The sequence below is a fragment of the Pseudomonas sp. Pseusp49 genome, from assembly GCF_059491875.1.
In genome coordinates this window covers 1,085,151-1,105,946 of record NZ_CP168514.1, presented here as the reverse complement: position 1 = coordinate 1,105,946, position 20,796 = coordinate 1,085,151, and the positions used below count along the sequence as shown (strand labels likewise).

The 20,796-nt window shown below is 59.7% G+C and carries 14 protein-coding genes; 5 read left to right on the top strand and 9 right to left on the bottom strand.

Features of this window, described 5'->3' with window-relative positions; translation table 11 throughout:
- Window positions 1–50: 50 nt before the first annotated feature.
- Entirely contained in the window at window positions 51–1,472 is a 1,422-nt protein-coding gene (locus ACEN83_RS04770) for an amino acid permease (protein ID WP_495579631.1), read from the bottom strand.
- A gap of 463 nt (window positions 1,473–1,935) precedes the next feature.
- Here ACEN83_RS04770 and ACEN83_RS04765 point away from each other — a divergent pair, with 463 nt between their 5' ends.
- The 3 genes from ACEN83_RS04765 to ACEN83_RS04755 all read left to right on the top strand — a co-directional run bounded on the left by ACEN83_RS04765 (window position 1,936) and on the right by ACEN83_RS04755 (window position 10,623).
- Entirely contained in the window at window positions 1,936–2,394 is a 459-nt protein-coding gene (locus tag ACEN83_RS04765) for an REP-associated tyrosine transposase (RefSeq protein WP_495579630.1), read from the top strand.
- Between the two features lie 285 nt (window positions 2,395–2,679).
- Window positions 2,680–5,802: a transglycosylase domain-containing protein gene (locus tag ACEN83_RS04760; protein WP_495579629.1), complete on the top strand. Its 3,123-nt coding sequence runs from the start codon at window positions 2,680–2,682 to the stop codon at window positions 5,800–5,802.
- 171 nt (window positions 5,803–5,973) lie between these two features.
- A complete protein-coding gene (locus ACEN83_RS04755) occupies window positions 5,974–10,623 on the top strand; it encodes a dermonecrotic toxin domain-containing protein (RefSeq protein ID WP_495579628.1) in 4,650 nt (1,549 codons plus the stop codon).
- Window positions 10,624–10,686: 63 nt separating this feature from the next.
- Here ACEN83_RS04755 and ACEN83_RS04750 read toward each other — a convergent pair whose 3' ends face one another.
- The 6 genes from ACEN83_RS04750 to ACEN83_RS04725 all read right to left on the bottom strand — a co-directional run bounded on the left by ACEN83_RS04750 (window position 10,687) and on the right by ACEN83_RS04725 (window position 17,688).
- Window positions 10,687–11,925, bottom strand: coding sequence for a hypothetical protein (locus ACEN83_RS04750; RefSeq protein WP_495580846.1), 1,239 nt, complete (start codon window positions 11,923–11,925; stop codon window positions 10,687–10,689).
- 47 nt (window positions 11,926–11,972) lie between these two features.
- A complete protein-coding gene (locus tag ACEN83_RS04745; RefSeq protein ID WP_495579627.1) occupies window positions 11,973–12,467 on the bottom strand; it encodes a CS1 type fimbrial major subunit in 495 nt (164 codons plus the stop codon).
- Window positions 12,468–12,524: 57 nt separating this feature from the next.
- On the bottom strand, window positions 12,525–13,268 hold the full coding sequence (locus tag ACEN83_RS04740; protein WP_495579626.1) for a molecular chaperone: 744 nt from the start codon (window positions 13,266–13,268) through the stop codon (window positions 12,525–12,527).
- 59 nt (window positions 13,269–13,327) lie between these two features.
- Window positions 13,328–14,578 carry a hypothetical protein gene (locus ACEN83_RS04735; RefSeq protein ID WP_495579625.1) on the bottom strand — a complete coding sequence of 417 codons (1,251 nt, stop codon included), beginning with the start codon at window positions 14,576–14,578 and terminating at the stop codon, window positions 13,328–13,330.
- The gene (locus ACEN83_RS04730) at window positions 14,579–17,101 is read right to left on the bottom strand and encodes a CS1-pili formation C-terminal domain-containing protein (RefSeq protein ID WP_495579624.1); all 2,523 of its coding nucleotides are present in this window, start codon (window positions 17,099–17,101) and stop codon (window positions 14,579–14,581) included.
- A 110-nt stretch (window positions 17,102–17,211) separates the two neighbouring features.
- On the bottom strand, window positions 17,212–17,688 hold the full coding sequence (locus ACEN83_RS04725) for a CS1 type fimbrial major subunit (protein ID WP_102699083.1): 477 nt from the start codon (window positions 17,686–17,688) through the stop codon (window positions 17,212–17,214).
- A gap of 519 nt (window positions 17,689–18,207) precedes the next feature.
- On the opposite strand from ACEN83_RS04725, the gene ACEN83_RS04720 reads away from it, so the two are divergent.
- Both ACEN83_RS04720 and ACEN83_RS04715 read left to right on the top strand, forming a co-directional pair.
- Window positions 18,208–18,783 (top strand): PadR family transcriptional regulator, encoded by a 576-nt coding sequence (locus ACEN83_RS04720; RefSeq protein WP_015093673.1) that lies wholly within the window; start codon window positions 18,208–18,210, stop codon window positions 18,781–18,783.
- Window positions 18,780–19,565 carry a siderophore-interacting protein gene (locus ACEN83_RS04715; RefSeq protein ID WP_495579623.1) on the top strand — a complete coding sequence of 262 codons (786 nt, stop codon included), beginning with the start codon at window positions 18,780–18,782 and terminating at the stop codon, window positions 19,563–19,565. The genes ACEN83_RS04720 and ACEN83_RS04715 overlap by 4 nt, the downstream gene beginning before the upstream one ends.
- Before the next feature lie 150 nt (window positions 19,566–19,715).
- On the opposite strand, the gene ACEN83_RS04710 is transcribed toward ACEN83_RS04715, so the two are convergent.
- Entirely contained in the window at window positions 19,716–20,357 is a 642-nt protein-coding gene (locus tag ACEN83_RS04710; RefSeq protein ID WP_495579622.1) for a Pr6Pr family membrane protein, read from the bottom strand.
- 2 nt (window positions 20,358–20,359) lie between these two features.
- Window positions 20,360–20,590 (bottom strand): VF530 family protein, encoded by a 231-nt coding sequence (locus tag ACEN83_RS04705; protein WP_007975135.1) that lies wholly within the window; start codon window positions 20,588–20,590, stop codon window positions 20,360–20,362.
- Window positions 20,591–20,796: the final 206 nt, after the last annotated feature.

Genomic DNA, 20,796 nt, shown 5'->3' with positions numbered 1-20,796 from the left:
GCGATCTTTTGATCTTCAAAAAAGCCCCGGTCAAATGGACCGAGGTACATTCAAGAAACCGTACGCACCGCCCCCTGCGACACATGGGTCGGTTGCAGCTTGAACACATAGAACAACACCGTCAGCAGCACCAAAAACGCAGGCCCCACATACAACGCCACGCGGGTGTCCGGGAAGTACGCCATCAGGCCGACCACCAGCACCAGGAACGCCAGCGCCAGGTACGAACTGACCGGATACAGCCACATGCGATACTTCAGGCCAGCCGCTTCGCCGGCGCTCAGGCCTTTGCGGAACTTGAGCTGGGCCAGCAGGATCATCACCCAGGTCCAGATCGCGCCGAAGGTGGCAATGGCCGTCACCCAGACAAACACCTTTTCCGGCACCAGATAGTTCAGCAATACGCCTAACAGCAACGCGCCAATCGACAGCAGCAATGCACGACGCGGCACGCCGTTGTTCGAGGTCTTGGCAAAGCCGGCCGGGGCCTGGCCGTTCTGCGCCAGGCTGTAGAGCATGCGCCCGGTACTGAAGATGCCACCGTTGCAGGACGACAACGCCGCCGTGATCACCACGAAGTTGATGATGCCGGCTGCGGTCTTGATGCCCAGACGCTCGAAGGTCATCACGAACGGACTGCCCTGGGTGCCGATTTCATTCCACGGGTAGATCGACAGGATCACGAACAACGCGCCGACGTAGAACAGCAGAATCCGCCAGAACACCGAGCCGATCGCGTTCGGAATGGTCTTCTGCGGGTTCTTCGCCTCACCGGCGGTCAGGCCGATCATCTCCACGCCCAGGTAGGCGAACATCACCATTTGCAGGGACATCAATACGCCTTGCACGCCGTTGGGCATGAAGCCGCCGTGGGTCCACAGGTTGGAAATCCCCAGGGCCACGCCGTCGTTGCCGAAACCGAAGGCGATGATGCCGATGCCGCCGAACACCATCGCAATAATGGTGACGATCTTGATCAAGGCAAACCAGAACTCGAACTCACCGAAAGCCTTGACCGCGATCAGGTTGATCGAACCCATGCTGATCAACGCAGCGAGCGCCCAGATCCAGCGCGGTACATCGGGAAACCAGATACCCATGTACACCGCCACGGCGGTGATTTCCGCGACGCAGGTCACCAGCCACAGGAACCAGTAGTTCCAGCCGGTCAGGAAGCCCGCCAGCGGGCCCAGGTAGTCTTGGGCGTAACGGCTGAACGAGCCGGCTACCGGGTTGTGCACGGCCATCTCGCCGAGCGCGCGCATGATCACCAGGATCGCCAGACCGCCGATGATGTAGGACAGCATGATGGCCGGGCCGGCCATTTCGATGGCCTTGGCCGAGCCCAGGAACAGGCCGACGCCGATACAGGCACCGAGTGCCATCAGGCGAATATGCCGCTCGCCGAGTTCACGTTTGAGCGGACCGCCCTGAGCGGTCTCGCCTTGGGGCAGGTGATTGCCTACGGGCATTGGGGACAACCTCGTCTTGTTATTGGATATGACCACCGAGTGGCGAAGCGCAGGCCGATAAGCCATCGCCTCCCGAACCGGCCCTGCCTCGTGGGCAACGCCGTCCTGTAGGAAAAACCCGCAAGATCAGTGGGAAAAGCGGCGCCGAGTATTGCACAACAATGGTGCATCGTCATGCCCCTGCAAAAGCCTGGAAAGCTCTAACTCAGGTGTTTCAGACAGCTATCTACTGTGGCGAGGGAGCTTGCTCCCGCTCGACTGCGCAGCAGGCGCAAAACCTGTATCTGTAGTTGCAGGGTTTGGGGCCGCTTCGCAGCCCTGCGGGAGCAAGCTCCCTCGCCACACCAGCGCTACCTGGATCCGAATCCTTCAATGAGTTGGGAAATTTCACTCAGCCAATACAGGCTCAAGCAGGAAAGCGAGGAGCTAGCGTACTTAGACAGCAGTTAAAGGACGCAACGGAATGCACCCACATCCAAACTCTCACCGACTGCGTTACGGACGGTACTCAGAACCAGGACGGGGCTATCTGATAACCGCAGTCGTGCATCAGCGCCGCCGAATATTCGCAAACTGGCGGGTTGGACGCCTTTTGGTTGAAGAGCTAAGGCGAGCCCATGATCAAAAATGGGTCGATTCAATGGCTTGGGTCATCATGCCGGACCACTTCCACTGGTTAATCCAGCTTGAGCAGCAAACGCTGGCGCGACTCATGCAAGCCATCAAATCCCGGAGCACCCTCACCATCAACCGGGCATTGAACGAAAGCGGAGCCTTCTGGCAAACCGGCTACCACGACCGGGCCATTCGCGATGGAGAAGATCTTCTGCCGTTCGCCCGCTACATTGTTGCCAATCCACTCAGGGCTGGGCTTGTGGATAAAATTGGCGACTACCCGCTCTGGGATGCGTGCTGGCTCTGAATAAAGCTCCCAATGTTTGCTCCTCTTTGTGGCGAGGGAGCTTGTCGGATCGCCGCACCGTCCCGCTCGACTGCGTAGCAGTCGTAAAACCAGAGAACCAGATCAACCGGACGAATCGCATTTATCAGTCTGGGGGCCGCTTCGCAGCCCAGCGGGAGCAAGCTCCCTCGCCACAGGAAACGGCAATAACCCGACATTTTGCCCTTCACATTTTTTTCACCCTCGCCAACCACCGTCTAAGCTTGAGTCAAGTCCGATCAATCTGCGTGAATGGATCAATCGACTATGGGCGCTTTGTGGCAAACCGATTCGAGTAAAACCGTGGTTCCGACTGAGAGTGTGGATGAAGCGCCTATACCTGAAAAACCCCGTCGCTCCAGGCACGGATGGGGAGCGTTCTGGCTATTGCTGTTGATTATCGCGATTGTCGTGGGGCTGGCCGCCATGAGGGAGATGCGCACCTCGAAGTTCCAGGCCCGGGAAGTCAGCAAATACGCCGCGTCACTGAACTATGAGCTCAAACCCGGCCCCAGCGATGCGATTCGCTATCCGGGCGACGGCCCGTTCGATCGGCGCCTGGGCTACAGCTCGCTGGATGAGTTCCTGCCGCGCCTGATCAAGCGCAACTTTGTCGTTGAGGCGCAAACCCGCTTTTCTCCGGAGCTGTTGAAGTACACCGACAAGGGCCTGTTCGTGCCTTATGCCGAGAAAATCCAGGCCGGGTTGTCGATCACCGATTGCCGCGCAGCGCCGCTGTACCAGTACAACTACCCGCAGCAGCTTTACTCAACCTTTGCCTCGATCCCGCCGGTGGTGGTCAACAGCCTGCTGTTCATCGAGAACCGCTTCCTGCTCGACCCCAGGCAGCCGCTCGCCAACCCGGCGGTGGACTGGCCGCGGTTCGGCATGGCGGCATGGTCCCAGTTGGCCAAGATGTTGCACGTACCCGGCCAATCCGCCGGTGGCAGTACCCTGGCCACGCAACTGGAGAAGTACCGGCATTCCCCCGATGGCTTGACGGTCAATGGCGCGGAAAAAATTCGCCAGATGATTTCTGCCACCGTACGCGCCTATCAGGCCGGGCCACAAACCCTGGAAGCGCGGCAGAACGTGGTGCGCGACTACCTCAACAGCGTGCCGTTGTCAGCCGTACCGGGCCACGGTGAAGTGCATGGCATGGCTGAGGGTTTGCGTGTGTGGTACGGCTCCGATTTCGATGGCGCCAACAAGGTACTGAACAGCCCGGCAACGGATCCAGAGACCATGGCGGAAAAAGGCCTGGCCTTGCGTGAAATGCTGTCGTTGATGATTGCTCAGCGCCGTCCGTCGCATTACCTGACCAAGGGCCATGATGAACTGGCTGACCTCACCGACAGCCATATTCGCCTGCTGGCGCAAAACCATGTGATCGACGCCGATTTCGCCGCCGCCGCCCTGGCCAGCAAAGTGACCTACCGCGACTGGGCCACCCAGCCGACCATGCAACCGATCGAAACCAACAAGGGTATCAGCGTGGCGCGCAGTCGTCTGGCCGGCATGCTCAACCGCCCGTTGTATGACCTCGACCGCCTCGACCTCTCCGCCACCAGCACCCTGCAAGGCGAATTGCAATCCGAGGCCACCGAGTACCTGAAAAAACTCGCCGACCCTGCATTTGCCACGCAAATCGGCCTGATCGGCGAACGCCTGCTGACCACCACCAGCACCACCCAGGTGCGCTACAGCTTCACCCTGTTCGAACTGACCCCGGACGGCTCGCGGGTTCGGGTGCAGACCGACAGCACCGACCAGCCCTTCGACATCAATGAAGGCAGCAAACTGGAACTGGGTTCCACCGCGAAAATGCGCGTGCTGACCACCTACCTGCAAATCATCGCCGAACTGCACGACAAATACGCCGGCATGGCCGTTCCGGAACTGAAGAAAGTCGAGGTGCCGGATCAGGACCGCCTGAGTCGTTGGGCGGTTGATTACCTGGTCGAAAACAAGGACCGCGACCTGCAAAAAATGCTCGGTGCAGCCCTGGACCGCAAATACTCCGCCAGCCCTGGCGAGGCGTTTTTCACCGGGGGCGGCCTGCATGTGTTCCACAACTTCCGCAAGGAAGACAACGGCCGGATACCGACCCTGCGCGACGCCCTTCGCGAGTCGATCAACCTGCCGTTCATTCGTCTGATGCGGGACCTGGTGCGCTACACCACCTACTCCGGCCCGAACAGCAGTGCCGAACTGCTCAAGGACGACCGCGACCCGCGGCGCCAGGAATACCTGGCCGAATTCGCCGACCGCGAGGGCACGTCGTTCCTGCTCAAGTTCTGGAAGAAGTACAGGAACAAGGACACCCAGGAACGGCTCGAAACCTTCCTGGACAGCATGCGCCCGACACCGATCCGCATGGCCGCCGTCCATCGCTACCTGCTGCCACAGGCCAGCCAGGAAAGCTTCAACGCCTTCGTGCGCTCGCACCTGACGGGTGCCAAGCTCACGGAAAAACTCACTGACGAACGTCTCGTGCGGCTCTACGAAGCCTACGGTCCCGGCATTTACGACTTGCCGGACCAGGGCTTCATCGCCAAGGTTCACCCGCTGGACCTGTGGATGATGGGCTACCTGCTCAATCACCCCGACGCCAAGTGGGCCGACGTCGTCAAAGCCAGCCAGTTCGAGCGCCAGGAGGTCTACAGCTGGCTGTTCAAAAGCCGGCACAAGGGAGCCCGTGACAGTCGCATCCGCACCATGCTGGAGATCGAGGCATTCCTCGACATTCACCAGCGCTGGCAGAAAGTCGGTTATCCGTTCGACCACCTGGTGCCGTCGCTGGCCACCGCCATCGGCAGCTCCGGTGACCGCCCGGCAGCCCTGGCCGAACTGATCGGCACCATCCTCAACGATGGCGTGCGCATGCCGACCCTGCGTATCGACAGCCTGCATTTCGCCGCGCACACACCCTATGAAACCCAACTGATCAATGACCCCGACGTCGGCAAACGGGTGATGCCGTCCGAAGTCGCCACGGCCATGCGCGAAGCCCTTTCGCAAGTGGTGGATGCCGGTACGGCCAAACGCGTGGCTGGCAGTTTCAAACTGCCGGATGGAACCCCGCTGGCCATGGGCGGCAAGACCGGCACCGGTGACAACCGCATCGAGGCCATCGGTTCGGGCGGACGGATCCTGAGTTCCAAATCACTCAACCGCACGGCCACGTTCGTGTTCTACATCGGCGATAACCATTTCGGCACGCTGACGGCGTTCGTGCCGGGCCGCTCGGCGGAGAACTTCACCTTCACCTCGGCGTTGCCGGTGCAGGTGCTCAAGGGCATGGCGCCGATCCTGACGCCGTACCTGCAACCGGGCACCCACACGATGTGCCAGCCAAAGGCGACAACCGAGGCAACCGCCCGCCGCTAGGCATGGATCGGCAGATACGCCCGCGTGGCTGTAACTATGTATTTTTCACTCCTGATTTTTACCGGGTTCGGGGCGCAATCGACGTCGTTCCGAACCGGTTTTTGCGCTTTTTTTGCGGTTGTCGCCTGCCTAGTCTGATCGCTCCATCCATGATCAACGGACGATCAGGCAATGCCCCACCCACATCGAATTTCAGACCCGGATCAAAGCATCCACTTCGACCTGGTCAGGAAGGCCATCCCCTCCTGGCTATCAGAGGCTTCACTCACCCGTATCAACGCACTGAAAGCTGACCGGGTAAGCATTCCCGACTGGCAGGCTGATGCCACAAAAGTGTTACAGGAGCGGTTAAAACAGAGCATCAAGCTCGGCTGGAACGCGCAAAACGATGTCGATCGGGTGTTCAGCAAACTGCAGGATGTCTACGCCTTCGCCAAACCCTTGTTGCAACAGGCACTGAACGAACGTTTCGGCGTTGAAGATGACGTCGAAGAGACCTGGTTGCGGCTGTATGCACCAGCACAGTCATGGGGTCATAACTTTACCGGCGCAACCACCAGCCGTACCGTCTCGCTGCTGGATGCCGCCCTGCACAATTTTTCCAATAAGGAGGTGTTCACCCAGGACTCAGAATTCATCACCCGCCCCGACGCCCGCGGGCATTTCAGCGTGGTAAAGCTCAAGCACAAGCTGAGTATCGAGCAGTTCAAGTCGCTGTGCCGCGAACTGGATATCGGCAGCCGTTACCAACAACACCTGAGAGATTTCCTGCTGCCGCATAACCGGGTGGCCAGCAACGTCCTGCGCCACAAAGTCAGCCTCAGCCACAAGACCGCGCTCAACATCGCGGCGAACATGGCGCTGATGAAAAAAGACATCGGGCAGGATGCCTTTGACCTGGTGCAGGGACTGCTCGATGACCGCAAGAACCTGCGCTGGAGCGGCCGCTCCGTCGACTGCTACAACCTGTCGATGATGGACATTCACCTGACCGGCATCGTGCTGATCACCCCTGATGCCAACACCGCGACCGATCCCGTGCCCGTGATCGCCTATGTTCCCCATGACCCGCAGCACCCGCTCAAGCAGTACCCGTCGTTGCTCGACTTCATGGCCGAACTGACACGCCAGCTGCGCGATACCAGCGCCCCTCGCAGCTACCAACAATTCTTCAGCCGGTTCGTGCCCCATCAGCAGCGCGGGCATTTCTTTGCCGGGCTGAACGACCGACTGAGCAAGGTCAAATGGCAACCGGCCCCGGCCGGCTCCAACTTGCCGAGCTGGCGGGAAACGCCGGTGGATAACCCCAACCTGCAATTTCAGCTGTCGAGCGTCAGGAACGATCGGGACACTGTTTTCAACGGCGACCTGTGGGGCTACTTCCACCGACAAAAAATCAACAAGGTACTCAACGACGCATGGGACATCGCGATTTCCACCGAGTACGCCGACCGCATGGCCCGCTGGGCCTGGTGGGACAACCTGGAGAAAATGCTCTCGGGCATTCTCAATGCCGCGTTGCTGGTGGTGACGCCACTGGTGCCCGGCCTGGGTGAACTGATGCTGGCCTACACCGCGTATCAACTGACCGATGAGGTGGTCGAGGGCCTCGTCGATCTGGCCGAAGGCCGCGTCGCCGAGGCTGGCGAACAAGCCATCGGCGTGCTGCAAAGCGTGGTGCAACTGGGTGCGTTCGCCGCAGGAGGTGCGATCGGCAACGTCGCAAGGGCGAAACTCTCGCCGTTTTTCGAAAGCTTGAAACCGGTGCAGTTGGCGAACGGTGAGACCCGCCTGTGGAACCCTGACCTCAGCCCCTATCAACGAACCGACGTGGATCTACCCACGGAGGCCCGGCCTGATGGACAGGGTCTTCACCAGCATCAGGGCCGGCGCATCCTGCGCCTGAACGATCAACACTTCGAAGTGCTGGACGATCCGGTCACCGGACAACAGCGCATCCGCCATCCGCAGCGTTTCGATGCCTACGCACCGACCCTGCGCCACAATGGTCACGGGGCCTGGGTCTGCGAAACGGAAAACCCGCGCGAGTGGGAAGGCTCGACATTGATGCGGCGACTTGGTCACAGCGTCGACGGTTTCAACGATGAACAACTGGAACAGATTCGCCAGATCAGCGGCACCCATGAAGCCGCACTGCGGCGGATGCACATGGACAACTCGGCACCTCCGCCATTGCTGACCGATACCCTGCAACGCCTGGGCTCCCCCGTGCCTGCCAGCACCCCGCTACCCGCCGACAGCGTTGCACTGTTCAGCGAATTCCCCGACCTGCCCGACACGGTGGCGCAAGGCATTCTCGCCAACGCCAGCGCCGCGGAACGCCAACAGATCGAGCAGAAAAAGCGCCTGCCGCTGCGCCTGAAAGGCCTGGCGCGGGAACTGCAATTCGAGACGCAATCGGTGCGCGCCGCCCACGGTCTGTACGATAACGCGTTGATCAACATCGACACGGAACGCCTGGTGCTGGGCACCTTGCGCATCAACAGCGACACCTTCGGTGAGCTGCGCATCGAGATCAGGGAAGGCACATTCGACGGTGAACTGCGCTGCAGCGCCGGGCCTGAGAGCGCTGCGCGGGTCCGGGTGCTGATTCATGATGACGCGGGAAAATATGAGGTGCGTGACGGGTCGAATCAGCCAATCCATGCAGCGCAGGACTTTTTCGAAGCCTTGCTGCAGGCGACCCAGCACAATGGGCAAAACGCGCTGGGCTTCAAGCCGGGGGACGCCGAACGCCTCAGGCAGTGGGTCATGGTCAAGATCGAGCCTCTCGGCGAACGTCGAACGATACTCGCCGCACCGCCCATCCGCGCCGTGCCCGAGCATCAGACACTGCTGCTGGTGCGGGGCCCATTCACCAGCAGGGCCGGTGAAACCCTGCACGAGCGAATCCTTGACCTGCACGAGGATTTCAGCGACCGCGAAGTCGACGCCTTCGCCAATGCCCTGATTGCCAAAGGCGAGCCGATGCAAGCCATCGAGCAGCGGGAAAACGAACTCGATGAACTGCGCGTGATCCTCAATCGTTGGGAATATCAGCAGGAACCCACCTGGGGACCGGGCAGCACGGCTTTTCGTGATGAAGGCGGCCAACATATCGCCGAGAGCCTGCTCAACAGCTTCAAGCGTAAGTACAGCGATATCGGGCGCCGTGCCGATCCGGACAGCTACTCGCTGGACCTCTCCACCGAGATGCTGCCCCTGAACCTGGAAACCTGGTGGTCAAAACGCCCCCCGGAGCTGCAAAAGTTCCTCGACAAGATCACCGTCCTGAAACTCGGCAATACGCGGTTTTCCAGCGAGGCGAACGGCTTGCTCAAAGCCTTCCCGAACCTTCGCGAACTCAGCGCCAGACGTTGCGACCTGACCAGTCTTCCACACAGCATCGGTTCCCTGCACCGACTGGAACGCCTGCAACTGAGCGATAACGCGATCGTGCTGGATGCGGGCGCCGTCAAACAACTCAAGGACCTGACCTATCTGGAAATTCTCAGGCTCGACGATAATCCGCTAGGGTTGCCGCCAGACATCAGCCGCATGCCGAGGCTGAAAGTCGTGGGCCTGAAAAAAACCGGGCTGACCACATGGCCCGAGGGCACGCTGGCGAAGACCAGACCGCGCGGCTTCTTGCTGGACCTGCGGGAAAATCCGGTCGACCTGATCCCCGAAGTCGTCCCCGGCTCGGCAAAAGCCTGGGTGATCGCGCGTACCCGGCTGGATGTCGCCAGTCTGTCGGAGCTGAACCAGCTGCGGTACCAGGAAATCCGGCGCTCAGTGAATTTGCCGCCGGAGCCCCTCGTGGCCTCCACCAGTCCGATAAACGTGGTCATCCAGGCCACCGACCCGAACAACTGGACCGATGTGCCCGGCTGGGGAGTGGACCGGACGGCTCACTGGCTTGAACTGACCGACGACCCACAGGCCCATCGATTCCTGACCGTGGTGCACGAAACGAAAAACTCTGCCGATTATCTCGTCGGCGGTGAACCCCGCAGGCAACTGGTGCAGCGCGTGGCGCGCATGTTCGATGCCGTCTACATCGACAGCGCACTGCGGGAAAGGCTCTACACCATGGCAATCGCCCCGGTCGATTGCGCCGATGCCGGGGCGCAGTTGTTCAATAACATGGGCATACAGGTACTCGCATCCGAGGCTTACTCCTACTCCACGGACTCCGCGGAGCTGGAACGCAAACTGGTCACCCTGGCCCAAGGCGCTGCGCGGCTGGAGCACGTCAACGAGATCGCCCGCGCCGATGTCGCCAGTCGTGGCGGCAACCCGGATGATGTCGAGGTCTATCTGGCTTATCAGACCGGTCTGGCTGATCGCCTGCAGCTGCCCTGGCAATCCGAAGGCATGCTGTTCAGGCCAGTGTCCGGTGTCACCGACGCCATGATCGATCAGGCCTACAACACAGTTCTGGCGTTGAGCGAAGGTGACGGTCTGGTGAACAAGATGCTTGAGCAGGCATTCTGGAAAACTTATCTGGGTGAAACTTACCCGATTCAGATCGAGGCGAACAAACGGGAGTATCTGAACAAATACGAGTTGCTGGAGACCCTGCGATCCACCCAGCGCGAATGGGTCGAATCCACGCAATTGACGGACGTGGAACGAGCGGCGCTGCGCAACAGGCTTAAAGATCTGGCCAATGACCTGCCGGTCGCCGAGACGGTTGTCTTTGCCGATGAACCGATAAGCGACGCGAACTTCGACCGGTTCCTCGTCGATCTGGGGGACGGCGAAAAAGAACTGTCCAGGCGTTTTACGCGCGCGGCGTTGAGCAGGGCCGGGTTGTAATAGCCGTTGCATCCTGAGGCAAACCTGACAGCATTCGTTGCGGTCAGGTTTGCCGCAACCACGTCAGATATCCGAATCCCAGATCACGGTGACATTGCCGGAATAGCGGCTGGCCACGCCCGGCTGCAGCATGAATTCCATCTGGCTTTGTGCAATTTCGAAATGCAGAGTCCCGGGTGCCCGATCGACATAGAAACCAGGTTGAAACTGTTGCGATTGGGCTTGCCCGGTTCGCAGGCGCTGACGCCTGACCGGTTGCCCGGACAGGTCCGTCAGGCCATTGGGCAGACTGACGCTGACCTGAAGCTCGACCGATCGCCTGGAGACAGGATCATTCAACATGCATTCGTAGGGAAAGCCGCCGAACTGACATTCAATATGCATCTTGAAGCGCGATGAGGCCGAGATATTGAAGGTCTGGTCGCGGAACAGGCTCACTGGCCGGCGGCCTGCCTGCAGCCAGCTCGGCCAGCCACCGACCGGCACCAGGTGGACCTTGTTGCCACCCGGCGGAATATCGACCTTGAGCGTGTGTTGAACGTCGAGGTTGAAGTTCATGGTCAGCGTTGAACTGCTCGGCAGCATGACGTCACCAAAATCGAAGTCGCCGTTCGGGCCGACCGTGTAAGTCAGTGCGCCGAGGTAATGCCCCGAGGACATACCCAAAGGATTTGGGGTTTCCAGTTCATAGGCAAAGTCGAGGTAGTCCAGGCGCAGCCAGGGAATATCGAACTTGGCCTGTTTTGCGCACACCTCTGGTACCGGTGTTTTCCAGAAAAATCTGTAGGCGATCGAGTTAAACCAACCCACACCACTGTAAACACAGGGCGCCGGGCTATACACCCAGCTCGTTCCCCATAAAAGATTGTGCGCGACCCGGTAGTCTTCGGCGCCCCCCACCAATTGCATGACATCCTCAGTCACGTACTCGGAGCCGATACCCACGATCCGAACCCGTACCGTTTCCGGTTCGCCAGTGGTTTCGTGCGCGACCGTCAGCTCTCGCCATTGCGCCGGTACTTTCAACATCGCCCCCTCTCGAGGCGAGGCATGGTTGGCGCGAATGGGGGCGCGTGAATCAAACTGAATCGGCACCTGCAAACTGAAGGTCTGGTGTTCTTCGCATTGCCCTGGGTATTTGGCGCAATAACCACTGAGCGGCGTGGTATTGAGGAACTTGTTCATATGCGGGCGCGCCGAATCCGGCTTGAACAATGCGGTGATATCCACCTGCTCGGCCTGCACCGGCGCCGCGATCATCCCCAGCACCCAAGCGCTCGACAACCAATGAGCAATCTTCATCTTTCCCCGACTCCAGTCATGCTGTTCGTTTTGGAGCAAACCCGACTTCAAGGCGCCGCCGCACTGAAGACCAGATTCACATTGCCGTAGTAGCGACCCGGCTTGTACCCGCCGGCGGGCACCTGCGGCTGGATCTGCAGGGCAAAGCGCCCGCCCGCGACAGCCTGCTCGCGAGAAAGCACTTCAAGGGGTTGCGGGTCGTGGCTCAACGTCTTGCCGTTGAAGCTGACGAGCAAGTAAATGTTCTGCTCATCGCGGCCGTTGGACAGGTAGGGCTCGCTCTCGAGCCGCGCGTGGATGGCGCTGGTGTCGTGCTTGACGTCGAAGTTCTTGCGCATCCCCTCCAGCGACCGGGTGTGGATGTTCCACGGCAGAACTTGCTCGCGATGAATCCAGTCCGACTCGGCCGGTATCACGTAGAAACCCAAGGTCGGGATATCCACCGACACCTCGAATCGGTGCTCTTCTCGGGCGGCGAATACCGGGGAACTCATCAGTGCCGCGGCGCCTGTCCACAGGGCGATGGCCGATAGCTTGATCATTTCAGGTACCTGTTACGTCAAAAAAAGCGGCGGGCAACGGCGGCCACGTGCCGGTGGTTACTGGCTGGCAATGCGCAAGGCCTTTTTCGATGCGCCCTCGACCAGGTTGAAGCGGTATTCACGTCCCGGCTTCTTGTCGAATGCGAATTCTTTGCCCGCGCGTATGTGGTGTTTGGTGGTGGGCTCGCATTCGTTTTCCTGCTTGATCGAGCAGTTGCGGAATTCGTCGACGACCACCGATGTGTTGCCGTTATTGCGAATGCGATAAGTGCTGGCGCCGTTGTCGATCTGGCTGTCGTACCGGCTGTTGTTCGGCCTGACGAAGAACACCGTGCCGAACCCGGTCATGACGTTGACGCCGGCCGAGAGATTCTTTTTGTAGTCCTCGCGCTCGTCGCTGGACACCGCGAATTCGTCTTCCTTTTCCGGCACCACCGGGATGAAGCGCACGCGGAAATAACGCTCGGTGTCGCGCTCGCCCATGAACAACAGCCGCGTGCCCTGCATGCCGTTGGCTGGAACGATCAGGCGTGCAGGGCTGGCCATCAGTCCGTCGCGTGAGGTCGCGCCAGGGTCGCTTTTGACCGGTACTTCAGTGGCGTTGCCATCGGCGTCGTAGACGATTTCCAGAATGTTGACCTTGACGAAGGCCGTGCTGTCGCCGCTGTTGAACACGCGCTTGAGGTAGGTGCTTTTGTCTCCATCCAAATAGTCGTACACCGTTCCGATGTTGATTTGCGGGCCGGCTTGAAGCCCCAGGGGAAAAACACTCAAACCCATCAATAGAAATACACGCTTCATAACATTTGATCCTTGGTCATTGAACACACTGCCGGTACGACTGATCGATGCGTTGGCCATCAGATTTCCGAATCCCAGATCACAATGACAATGCCGGTATAGGTGCCGGCAACACCGGGTCTCAGCATGGATTCCATTTCCGATTGCGGGACCTCGAAATGCAGGGTTCCCGGTGCCCGGTCCACATAGAAGCCGGGCGTGAACTGCGGCGGCTCCACCGCACCGCGCAGCAGTCGCAGGCGTCTCACGGGTTGGCCGGAGAGGTCGGTCAGGCCGTTAGGCAGGCTGACGCTGATGTGTAAGCGGACTCGACGGTTCTCCGCACTATTCTCCAGTGCGCATCCGCCATCCAATCCTGGCCCGCAGTCCAACAGGAGCTTGAATCGCGTCGAGGCCGATATATTGAAAGTCTGGTCACGGAACAGTCGCACCGGCCGGCGTCCGGCTTGCAGCCAGCTTTGCCATCCGCCTTGCGGCTCCAATCGGATTTTGTTACCACCTGGAGGGATATCGACCTTGAGCGTGTGCTGAACATCAAGGACAAAACTCAGCGTCAGATCGGAATCGTTGGGCACCATCACGTCGCCCATGTCAAAGTCACCGCCCGGCCCGATGCGATAAGTCAGGTCGCCGGTGTAGAGCCCTGAAGACATACCAAGCGGATTGGGCGTACGCAGTTCATAGGCGAAATCCAGGTACTCGTAGTACATGGCCGGAATCTTGAAACTGGCGGTTTTTACGCAGGTACCCTGAATCGGGGTTTTCCAGAAAAACTGGTAAAAATCATCGGTGTACCAACCGACGCCGCTGTACTGGCACGGCGACGGGGGGTACACCCAGCTGCCGTACGGGCCGCCCCACAAGGCCCGGTGCCCTTCAAGCGTATTGGGTGCACCTGTAAGGTTGGTGACCTTGTCGTTGAGCACGTACCGCGATCCAAATCCGGCAATGCGCATCTCGACCTGTTCCGCCTCACCGGTTTCGGCATTCGTAACCGTCAATGCACGCCATTGCGCCGGCACGGTGAACATCGAACTGTTGCGCTGCGAGTCATGGGGTTGCATGGCCCTTACGGAATCGAACCGTATGGGCAGGCGGATGCTGAAGGTCGCGTTCTGTTCGCACTGATCGGGATAGTCCGCGCAGTAACCACTGACCGGAGTTTTGTTGATGAACGTATTACGTTGCGGGTTTGCCGGGTCAGGCCGGAACAACGCCCTGATCTCCTGATTGACCGCCTCGGCCGCAGGCGCCACAAACAGCGCCAGCAAGCACAGCCACTGCGGCATACACGTCTTGAAATTAACCATTCAACTGGCCTCCTGGCGAGTCAATGACGCATCCGCCAAGGTGTCCGGCGAGCAGCGCAGATCGCCGATCATCAACACGTTGTTTTCACTGCGGTGCTTATCGGTATCGAGCCGGAACTGGCACAGCAACTGGTCGGCGTAACGCACTTCGAGGGTCGGTGAACCGGCGTGCATTTCCATCGAGAAGAAGCCATCGACTTCACTCACCCCTCGACTGGCGTGATTGATCACGTGGTGGCCCTTGAGCGGCCGGCCTTGTGGGTCGACAAGACGTCCGAGCACGGTCAGGGTTTTCATCACGTAGACCTTGCGGTACTCCACGCCGCCCTTGTTCAGGTGATAGCGGGTGCGTGCCGGCTCGATGCTGGCCGCTGGCGCGTGATTGCCTTCGAAATCGAAGCTCACCGAGCTGTTCCTGTAGGCCGTCAGCGGTATGAAATTGCGCCCCGGACGCAATGCCGCGCTGCCGCCGCTGAGGTCGTCGGCGCGTAACGCGATGCCGTCGATATCAGACTCGACATCGACGATCATCCCGGCCCCTCGTCCTTGATGCTGACTGGTCAGGGCCATGCGCTGGCCACCGACGACCACGGTGCTGTCCAGGTTCAGGCCGCCGGTGAAGTTGTCGTTGAACGACGAGCGCTGGATAAAACCATCGCCGTTGATCGCGTCGGTGCGAAAGTTCGCCAGGCTCGACAGGCCGACGCCGTAGGTGTCGGTCAGCGCAGTCACCGAGACGCTCTGCAGAATGTGGTCTTGCAGGTCTTTGCGATAACCGAGCGAGGCGTTGGTGTCGCGGCTGCCATCACGGGCGGTGCGGCTGCCGATGCTGCCGGAAACCTGCTGCCCCGGCCCGCCGAGTGCCACGCTGATGCTCAGGTCGACCCCGCGATTGCGCGCGTCGCCGCTGCTGTAGCTGCCGGGACGATCGAACAGTGACAACCGCCAGTTGGCGTCGCTGCCCAGCAGCATCGTGCGTTGCGTCCAGCCGAGGTCGACGCCGACGCCTTCGACGTTGCCCTCACTGTGGGAGACCCGCGCGTTGAGCGAACTCTTGCGGCTGATGCGGTGGTTCAGCGCCAGCGATGAATTGCTGGTCTCGCCGGTGAACACATTGCGTTGGCGCACGCGGGTGCCGTCGGGCAGCGTGTCGAAGGTGTTGGTGGTGTCGAGCCAGCTGCGGTTGTGGCTCACCACCAGACTGCCGGAACCATAGTTGTAGAGCGCTTGCAGATCGGCGCCGGTGCCGTGGTCTTCGGTCTGGTACAGATTGGCATAGAGGCTGACGCTGTTGGCCAGGCTCCAGTCGATGGAGCTGCCGTACTGCAGCGTGTTACGCACCTGACGTGCCGACAGCCCGAGGATTATCCGTGGATGCAGCAGGTAGTTGATCGCGGCACCTGCCGTCGCATCGCCACTGTCCTGTTGATCCCAGTTGCTCAGCAGTTTGCTTTCCTGGCCGGCGAACAGGTTGTAGCGCCAGCGCTCCTCAATGTTGCGCCAGTTGGTCGGTTTGTAGATCAGCTCCTGAGTGGTCGAGGTGACCTGGCCGTCTTCTATCAAGCGCACTTCCACATCGTAGATACCGCCGGGTAACGGACGGGTATCGAGGGTTTGCAAACCGGCGGGCACCGCTTGGGTGTTGAGCAGCAGACCATCGCGATAAATCTCCACCGACGCCTGTCGATTGGCGGTGACATAGATCGGATAAACGCTGGGTTTGGGGCTGTCGATCGCCAGGCTGTCGGAACTGCCGTACATCACGCCCACGGCGGTGTCGGGGCTGGTGCCGAACGAACGGGGCTGACGGGTCAAGCCTTCGGAATTGGGGGTGAAATAGCCCAGGCGGAAAAAGCTGCCTTGCAGTTCGCGCTGGGTGTAGAGCTCGTGTACGGCGTGATAGGTCTTGTCATCCGGCCCGCCCAGACGCGCCAGTTGCATGTTGAAGGTCTGGCTCCAGTTGCCCAGGCTGCCGCTGGCCTCCAGGCCATAACGCCCGCCGAGGTTCTGATCCTGGCCGCCGTTGAGGTTGAGTTGGTTGCGCACCATCAGGCCGCTGCTGCCGCCTTCGGGCTGGTCGTAGAAACGTTTGGCCTCAGTGTCGCGCTCGGCATTTTCAGTGACGATCGACAGCAATGAGTTTTCCAGGTTGTAGTGCACCGCCAACATCTGCTCGGGGCATTGGCCGCTGCAGGTGCCCAAAGCCACGCCGGGTTTCAGAATGCTGGCCCAGGTGTCGCGTTCGCTGGCGCTGAAACGGCTGTCGCTGGTGTCGGTGAAATCGAGCAAGGTGACCCGATCATCCCGGGACAACACGATCATCGCCTCGCCGAGGGGTTGTTGATCAAGCTCGACCCGCACGGCTAATGGCACATCGAAGAAATGTTCCTCGAAATCGGCCGGCAGACCCTTGGCCTGGGCCAGTAAACTTCGAGGCGTATTATCAACGGAAGTCGGCGCCGCAAATGCGCTGCTACATAACAGCAACGCAAGCGTTGCCGCGATGGGCGTCATCGGGAACATGAACAAATACTCTGATTACAAGGAAGTCAAAGCCCGGTCGACAAACTTTATAGTTTGCCGACCGGTTACGTTACTTTGAGCAAGTAAACGCTTACCGTTGCAGTTGTTACTTATACGGAAGGTTCAACGACCAGCATGACGACACCGGTGTAGTCACCCGCATCTGGTTTACCGCCCAGCGCACTGATCTTGAACGGTGCGCGATAGCGGACGTTGGATTCAGCTTCGCCAACAACTTCCTGTGAAGTGGTCGTCAGGGTTTTACCGTTGAGCTCGACTTTCAGGTCGATGGTCTTGTTCCCGGCGATCAGTTTCGGCACGCCTTCCAGGCGGGCGTTCACTTTGCCGGCGGTGTGCAGCACATCAAAGTGCCCGTCGACGGTCTTCATGGAGTCAGTGCCCGGGTTGTAGCTCATGTCCTGGTCTTTGTTGACCAGGTCCGAATCAACCGGCACCGCGTAGAAATCGTCGGATGGAACATGGGCCACAATGCTGATGGAGTGTTTGGCTTCGGTGGCGGCAAACGCCATCGAGGAACTCAGAGCCAGAACAGCCAGAGGAGCAGCGAACGCGATTTTCTTGAACATCTTTCAGTACCTGTCGTTTAAAAAAAGGATCTAAGTATTGAAAGTTTCGCTGAAGCAAAACAGTCACGAGCAGTGATGTTCCAGCGCAACTCTCAACGCCGAAAGATGATCGATCAAACAATCTGGAAAGTAAGCAGGCAAGTTCCTCAAAGCGCGTAGCCAAAGGGCCACGACCATGGCATGAAAAATACTTGAATATTAATAAAGTCACTGTTCGGCTGTCAGATTCAGACTACATAAAGCCAATACACAGGCAATTAAGGTCGACAACGACACAGTAACTTCTGTAGGAGGGATATTACACAACCAATGTATTAAGGCGTGAATCGTCAATTTAGAGAGTTAACACTAATTTCAACTTGTTCGCCCGTTCTAAAAGCCTTTTTCGGCGCCGCGAAAGCGCCATTTTCAGCGGCGGTTTCGCCTGGCGTGGTGATCAGCCGTTGGTCGGGGGGGCTTGCGGACCACTTAAGATATATCTTAAGTTGTATCTAAACACGACGAGAGAGAACGCAAAAAATGAGAGACCATCATTCCCCCCATCGCGAACACGGCGACGGCCGCGACGGCTTCGAGAAACGCCCTGGCCGCGAACGCGGTGGGCGTGGCCCGCGGGTATTTGCCCCCGGCGACCTGAAACTGCTGTTGCTGGCGTTGATCGCCGAACAGCCGTGCCACGGCTACGACCTGATCCGCCAGATCGAAGGCATGTTCGACGGCGCCTACAGTCCCAGCCCCGGCGTGATCTACCCGACCCTGACGTTTCTTGAAGAAAGCGAATTGATTACCGGCGACGCCGAAGGCGGGAAAAAACGCTACAGCGTGACCGACGCCGGACGCCAGTCCCTGACCGAGCAAGCCGTCGCCCTTGAAGGTGTGCGGGTGCGCATCGATGTCAGCAAGCGTTCGTTGCGCGGCCATGATCGCCCGGCCGAAATCCACGAGGCGGTGCACAACCTGCGCCATGCCCTGCAACTGCATCACGGCCGCTGGAGCCCGGAAGAAATCCAGCGCGTCGCGGCCCTGCTCAACGACACCGCCAAAGCCATCGTCGACGGCCCTGCCGTTCAACCCGTTCAGGAGAAAGCCGAATGACTGAAGTGATCGCGCAAACCATTCACCGCGTCATGCACGAAATCAAACGCCGTCGCCTGGAGGTGTTGCGCGTGGTCGACCTGACCCCGCGCATGCGCCGGATTACCCTGGGCGGGCCGGAGCTGGCAGGCTTCGTCAGCCTGGGTACCGACGACCACGTCAAACTGTTGTTCCCGCAGAACGCCGAACAGGCTGCGGCCCTGGAAACCCTGGTGCTGGGCGCCGGCAAGGACAACGGTCCGCTGCCCGAGATGCGCGACTACACGCCGCGCCGCTATGACCTGAACACTCTGGAACTGGACATCGACTTCGTGCTGCACGGCGACGGCCCGGCCTCGACCTGGGCCGAACAGGCCAAACCGGGGCAGTTCCTGCACATCGGCGGGCCGCGGGGTTCGATGATCGTGCCGGACATGTTCGACAGCTACTTGCTGATCGGCGACGAAACCGCCCTGCCCGCCATCGCCCGGCGGCTCGAAGGCCTGGCGGCCAACCGCCGTGCGCTGGTGATCGTCGAGGTGGAGAACGGCAAGGAGCAGCAAGTACTGGAAAGCGCTGCCGAGGTCAACGTGATCTGGGTGCTGCGCGAAGGTGGCAAGGACAATCTGTTGACCACCGTGCGCCAGATCCAGGTGCCGGCCGGCAGCCTGTACGCCTGGGTGGCGACCGAGAGCAAGGTGTCGCGGCAGATTCGTCGGGTGTTGCTCGATGAGCATGGGCTGGATGAGCAGTTCGTCAAAGCGGTGGGTTACTGGCGGCTGGATGGCAGCGACGAGGAGTGACCACCGTACCTGTGGCGAGGGAGCTTGCTCCCGCTCGGCTGCGAAGCAGTCGCAAAATCAGCAACCGAAGTTATCCAGGCACAACCCGGTTGCAGGTTTTAGCACTGCTGCGCAGTGCAGCGGGAGCAAGCTCCCTCGCCACAAAAGTGCCTACATTCGAGCACGCCACCGATCCAGCCCCACCACCCCCAACGCAATCACCACAAACCCCAGTAACAATCCCCCGGCATTGATGAACACCTGTGGATAACCCAGTTTGTCCACATCAATGAACGGGTACGGATAAGTCGCCAGCACATGCCCGCGCAGCAACGAGTAAGCGAAGTACACCAGCGGATAAATCACCCACAACGCGATATGCCCCCCGCGCAATGAGCCTTTCGGTACACAGAACCACCAATACCCCAGGAACAGCAGCGGCATGACGTCATGCATCAACTCATCGGCCAGCCATTGCCAGCCCTCGGGATGCCATAGATGGCGAAGCAACACGCTGTACGCCAGGCCGACGACCGTGATGCTCACAGCAATGCCACTACTGACCCAGGGCTGTAAAAACCAGCGTCGCGCGGCGGACTCGCGGGACGTCAGTTCACAGGTCAGCACCGTCGCCACCAGGGTGTTGCTCAGCACGGTGAAATAGCTGAAAAAACTCATCAGCCCACCGATCAGACTGGCCCCCAGCGTCCAGCGCGAATAGAAAATCAGGTACATCTGGATACTCAATCCCGCCCAGCCGAGCATGGCAGCCACGACCACATAACGGCGGCGCAACGCGCACGGACTGACCATGTTCAGAGCGGTCGTTTGGTGCGCATCAACTTCACATACAGGCGTTCGACCTTCTCCCGGGCCCACGGGGTTTTACGCAGGAACGTCAGGCTCGACTTGATGCTCGGGTCGCTCTTGAAGCAGCGGATATCGATGCGTTCGGCCAGCCCCGACCATTCGTAGTGTTCAACCAGGGCGTTGAGGATTTGCTCCAGCGTCACGCCGTGCAGCGGGTCGATGTTGTGTTCGGTCATGCCGGGCCTTCAAGCAGAGTGGGAATTGGAAGTCGCGCACCTTACGTTAAATGTAGGTGAAACGGAAAAGATCGCAGCCTTCGGCAGCTCCTACAAAGGCATGCGATCTTTTGTCACTGTTACCAAATCCGAAAGGCTGCATGTCAGTAAAAGCCCTTTCTCTATTTGTAACAGATCATTATCCTTGCGCCCGCTTTAGCTGAAAC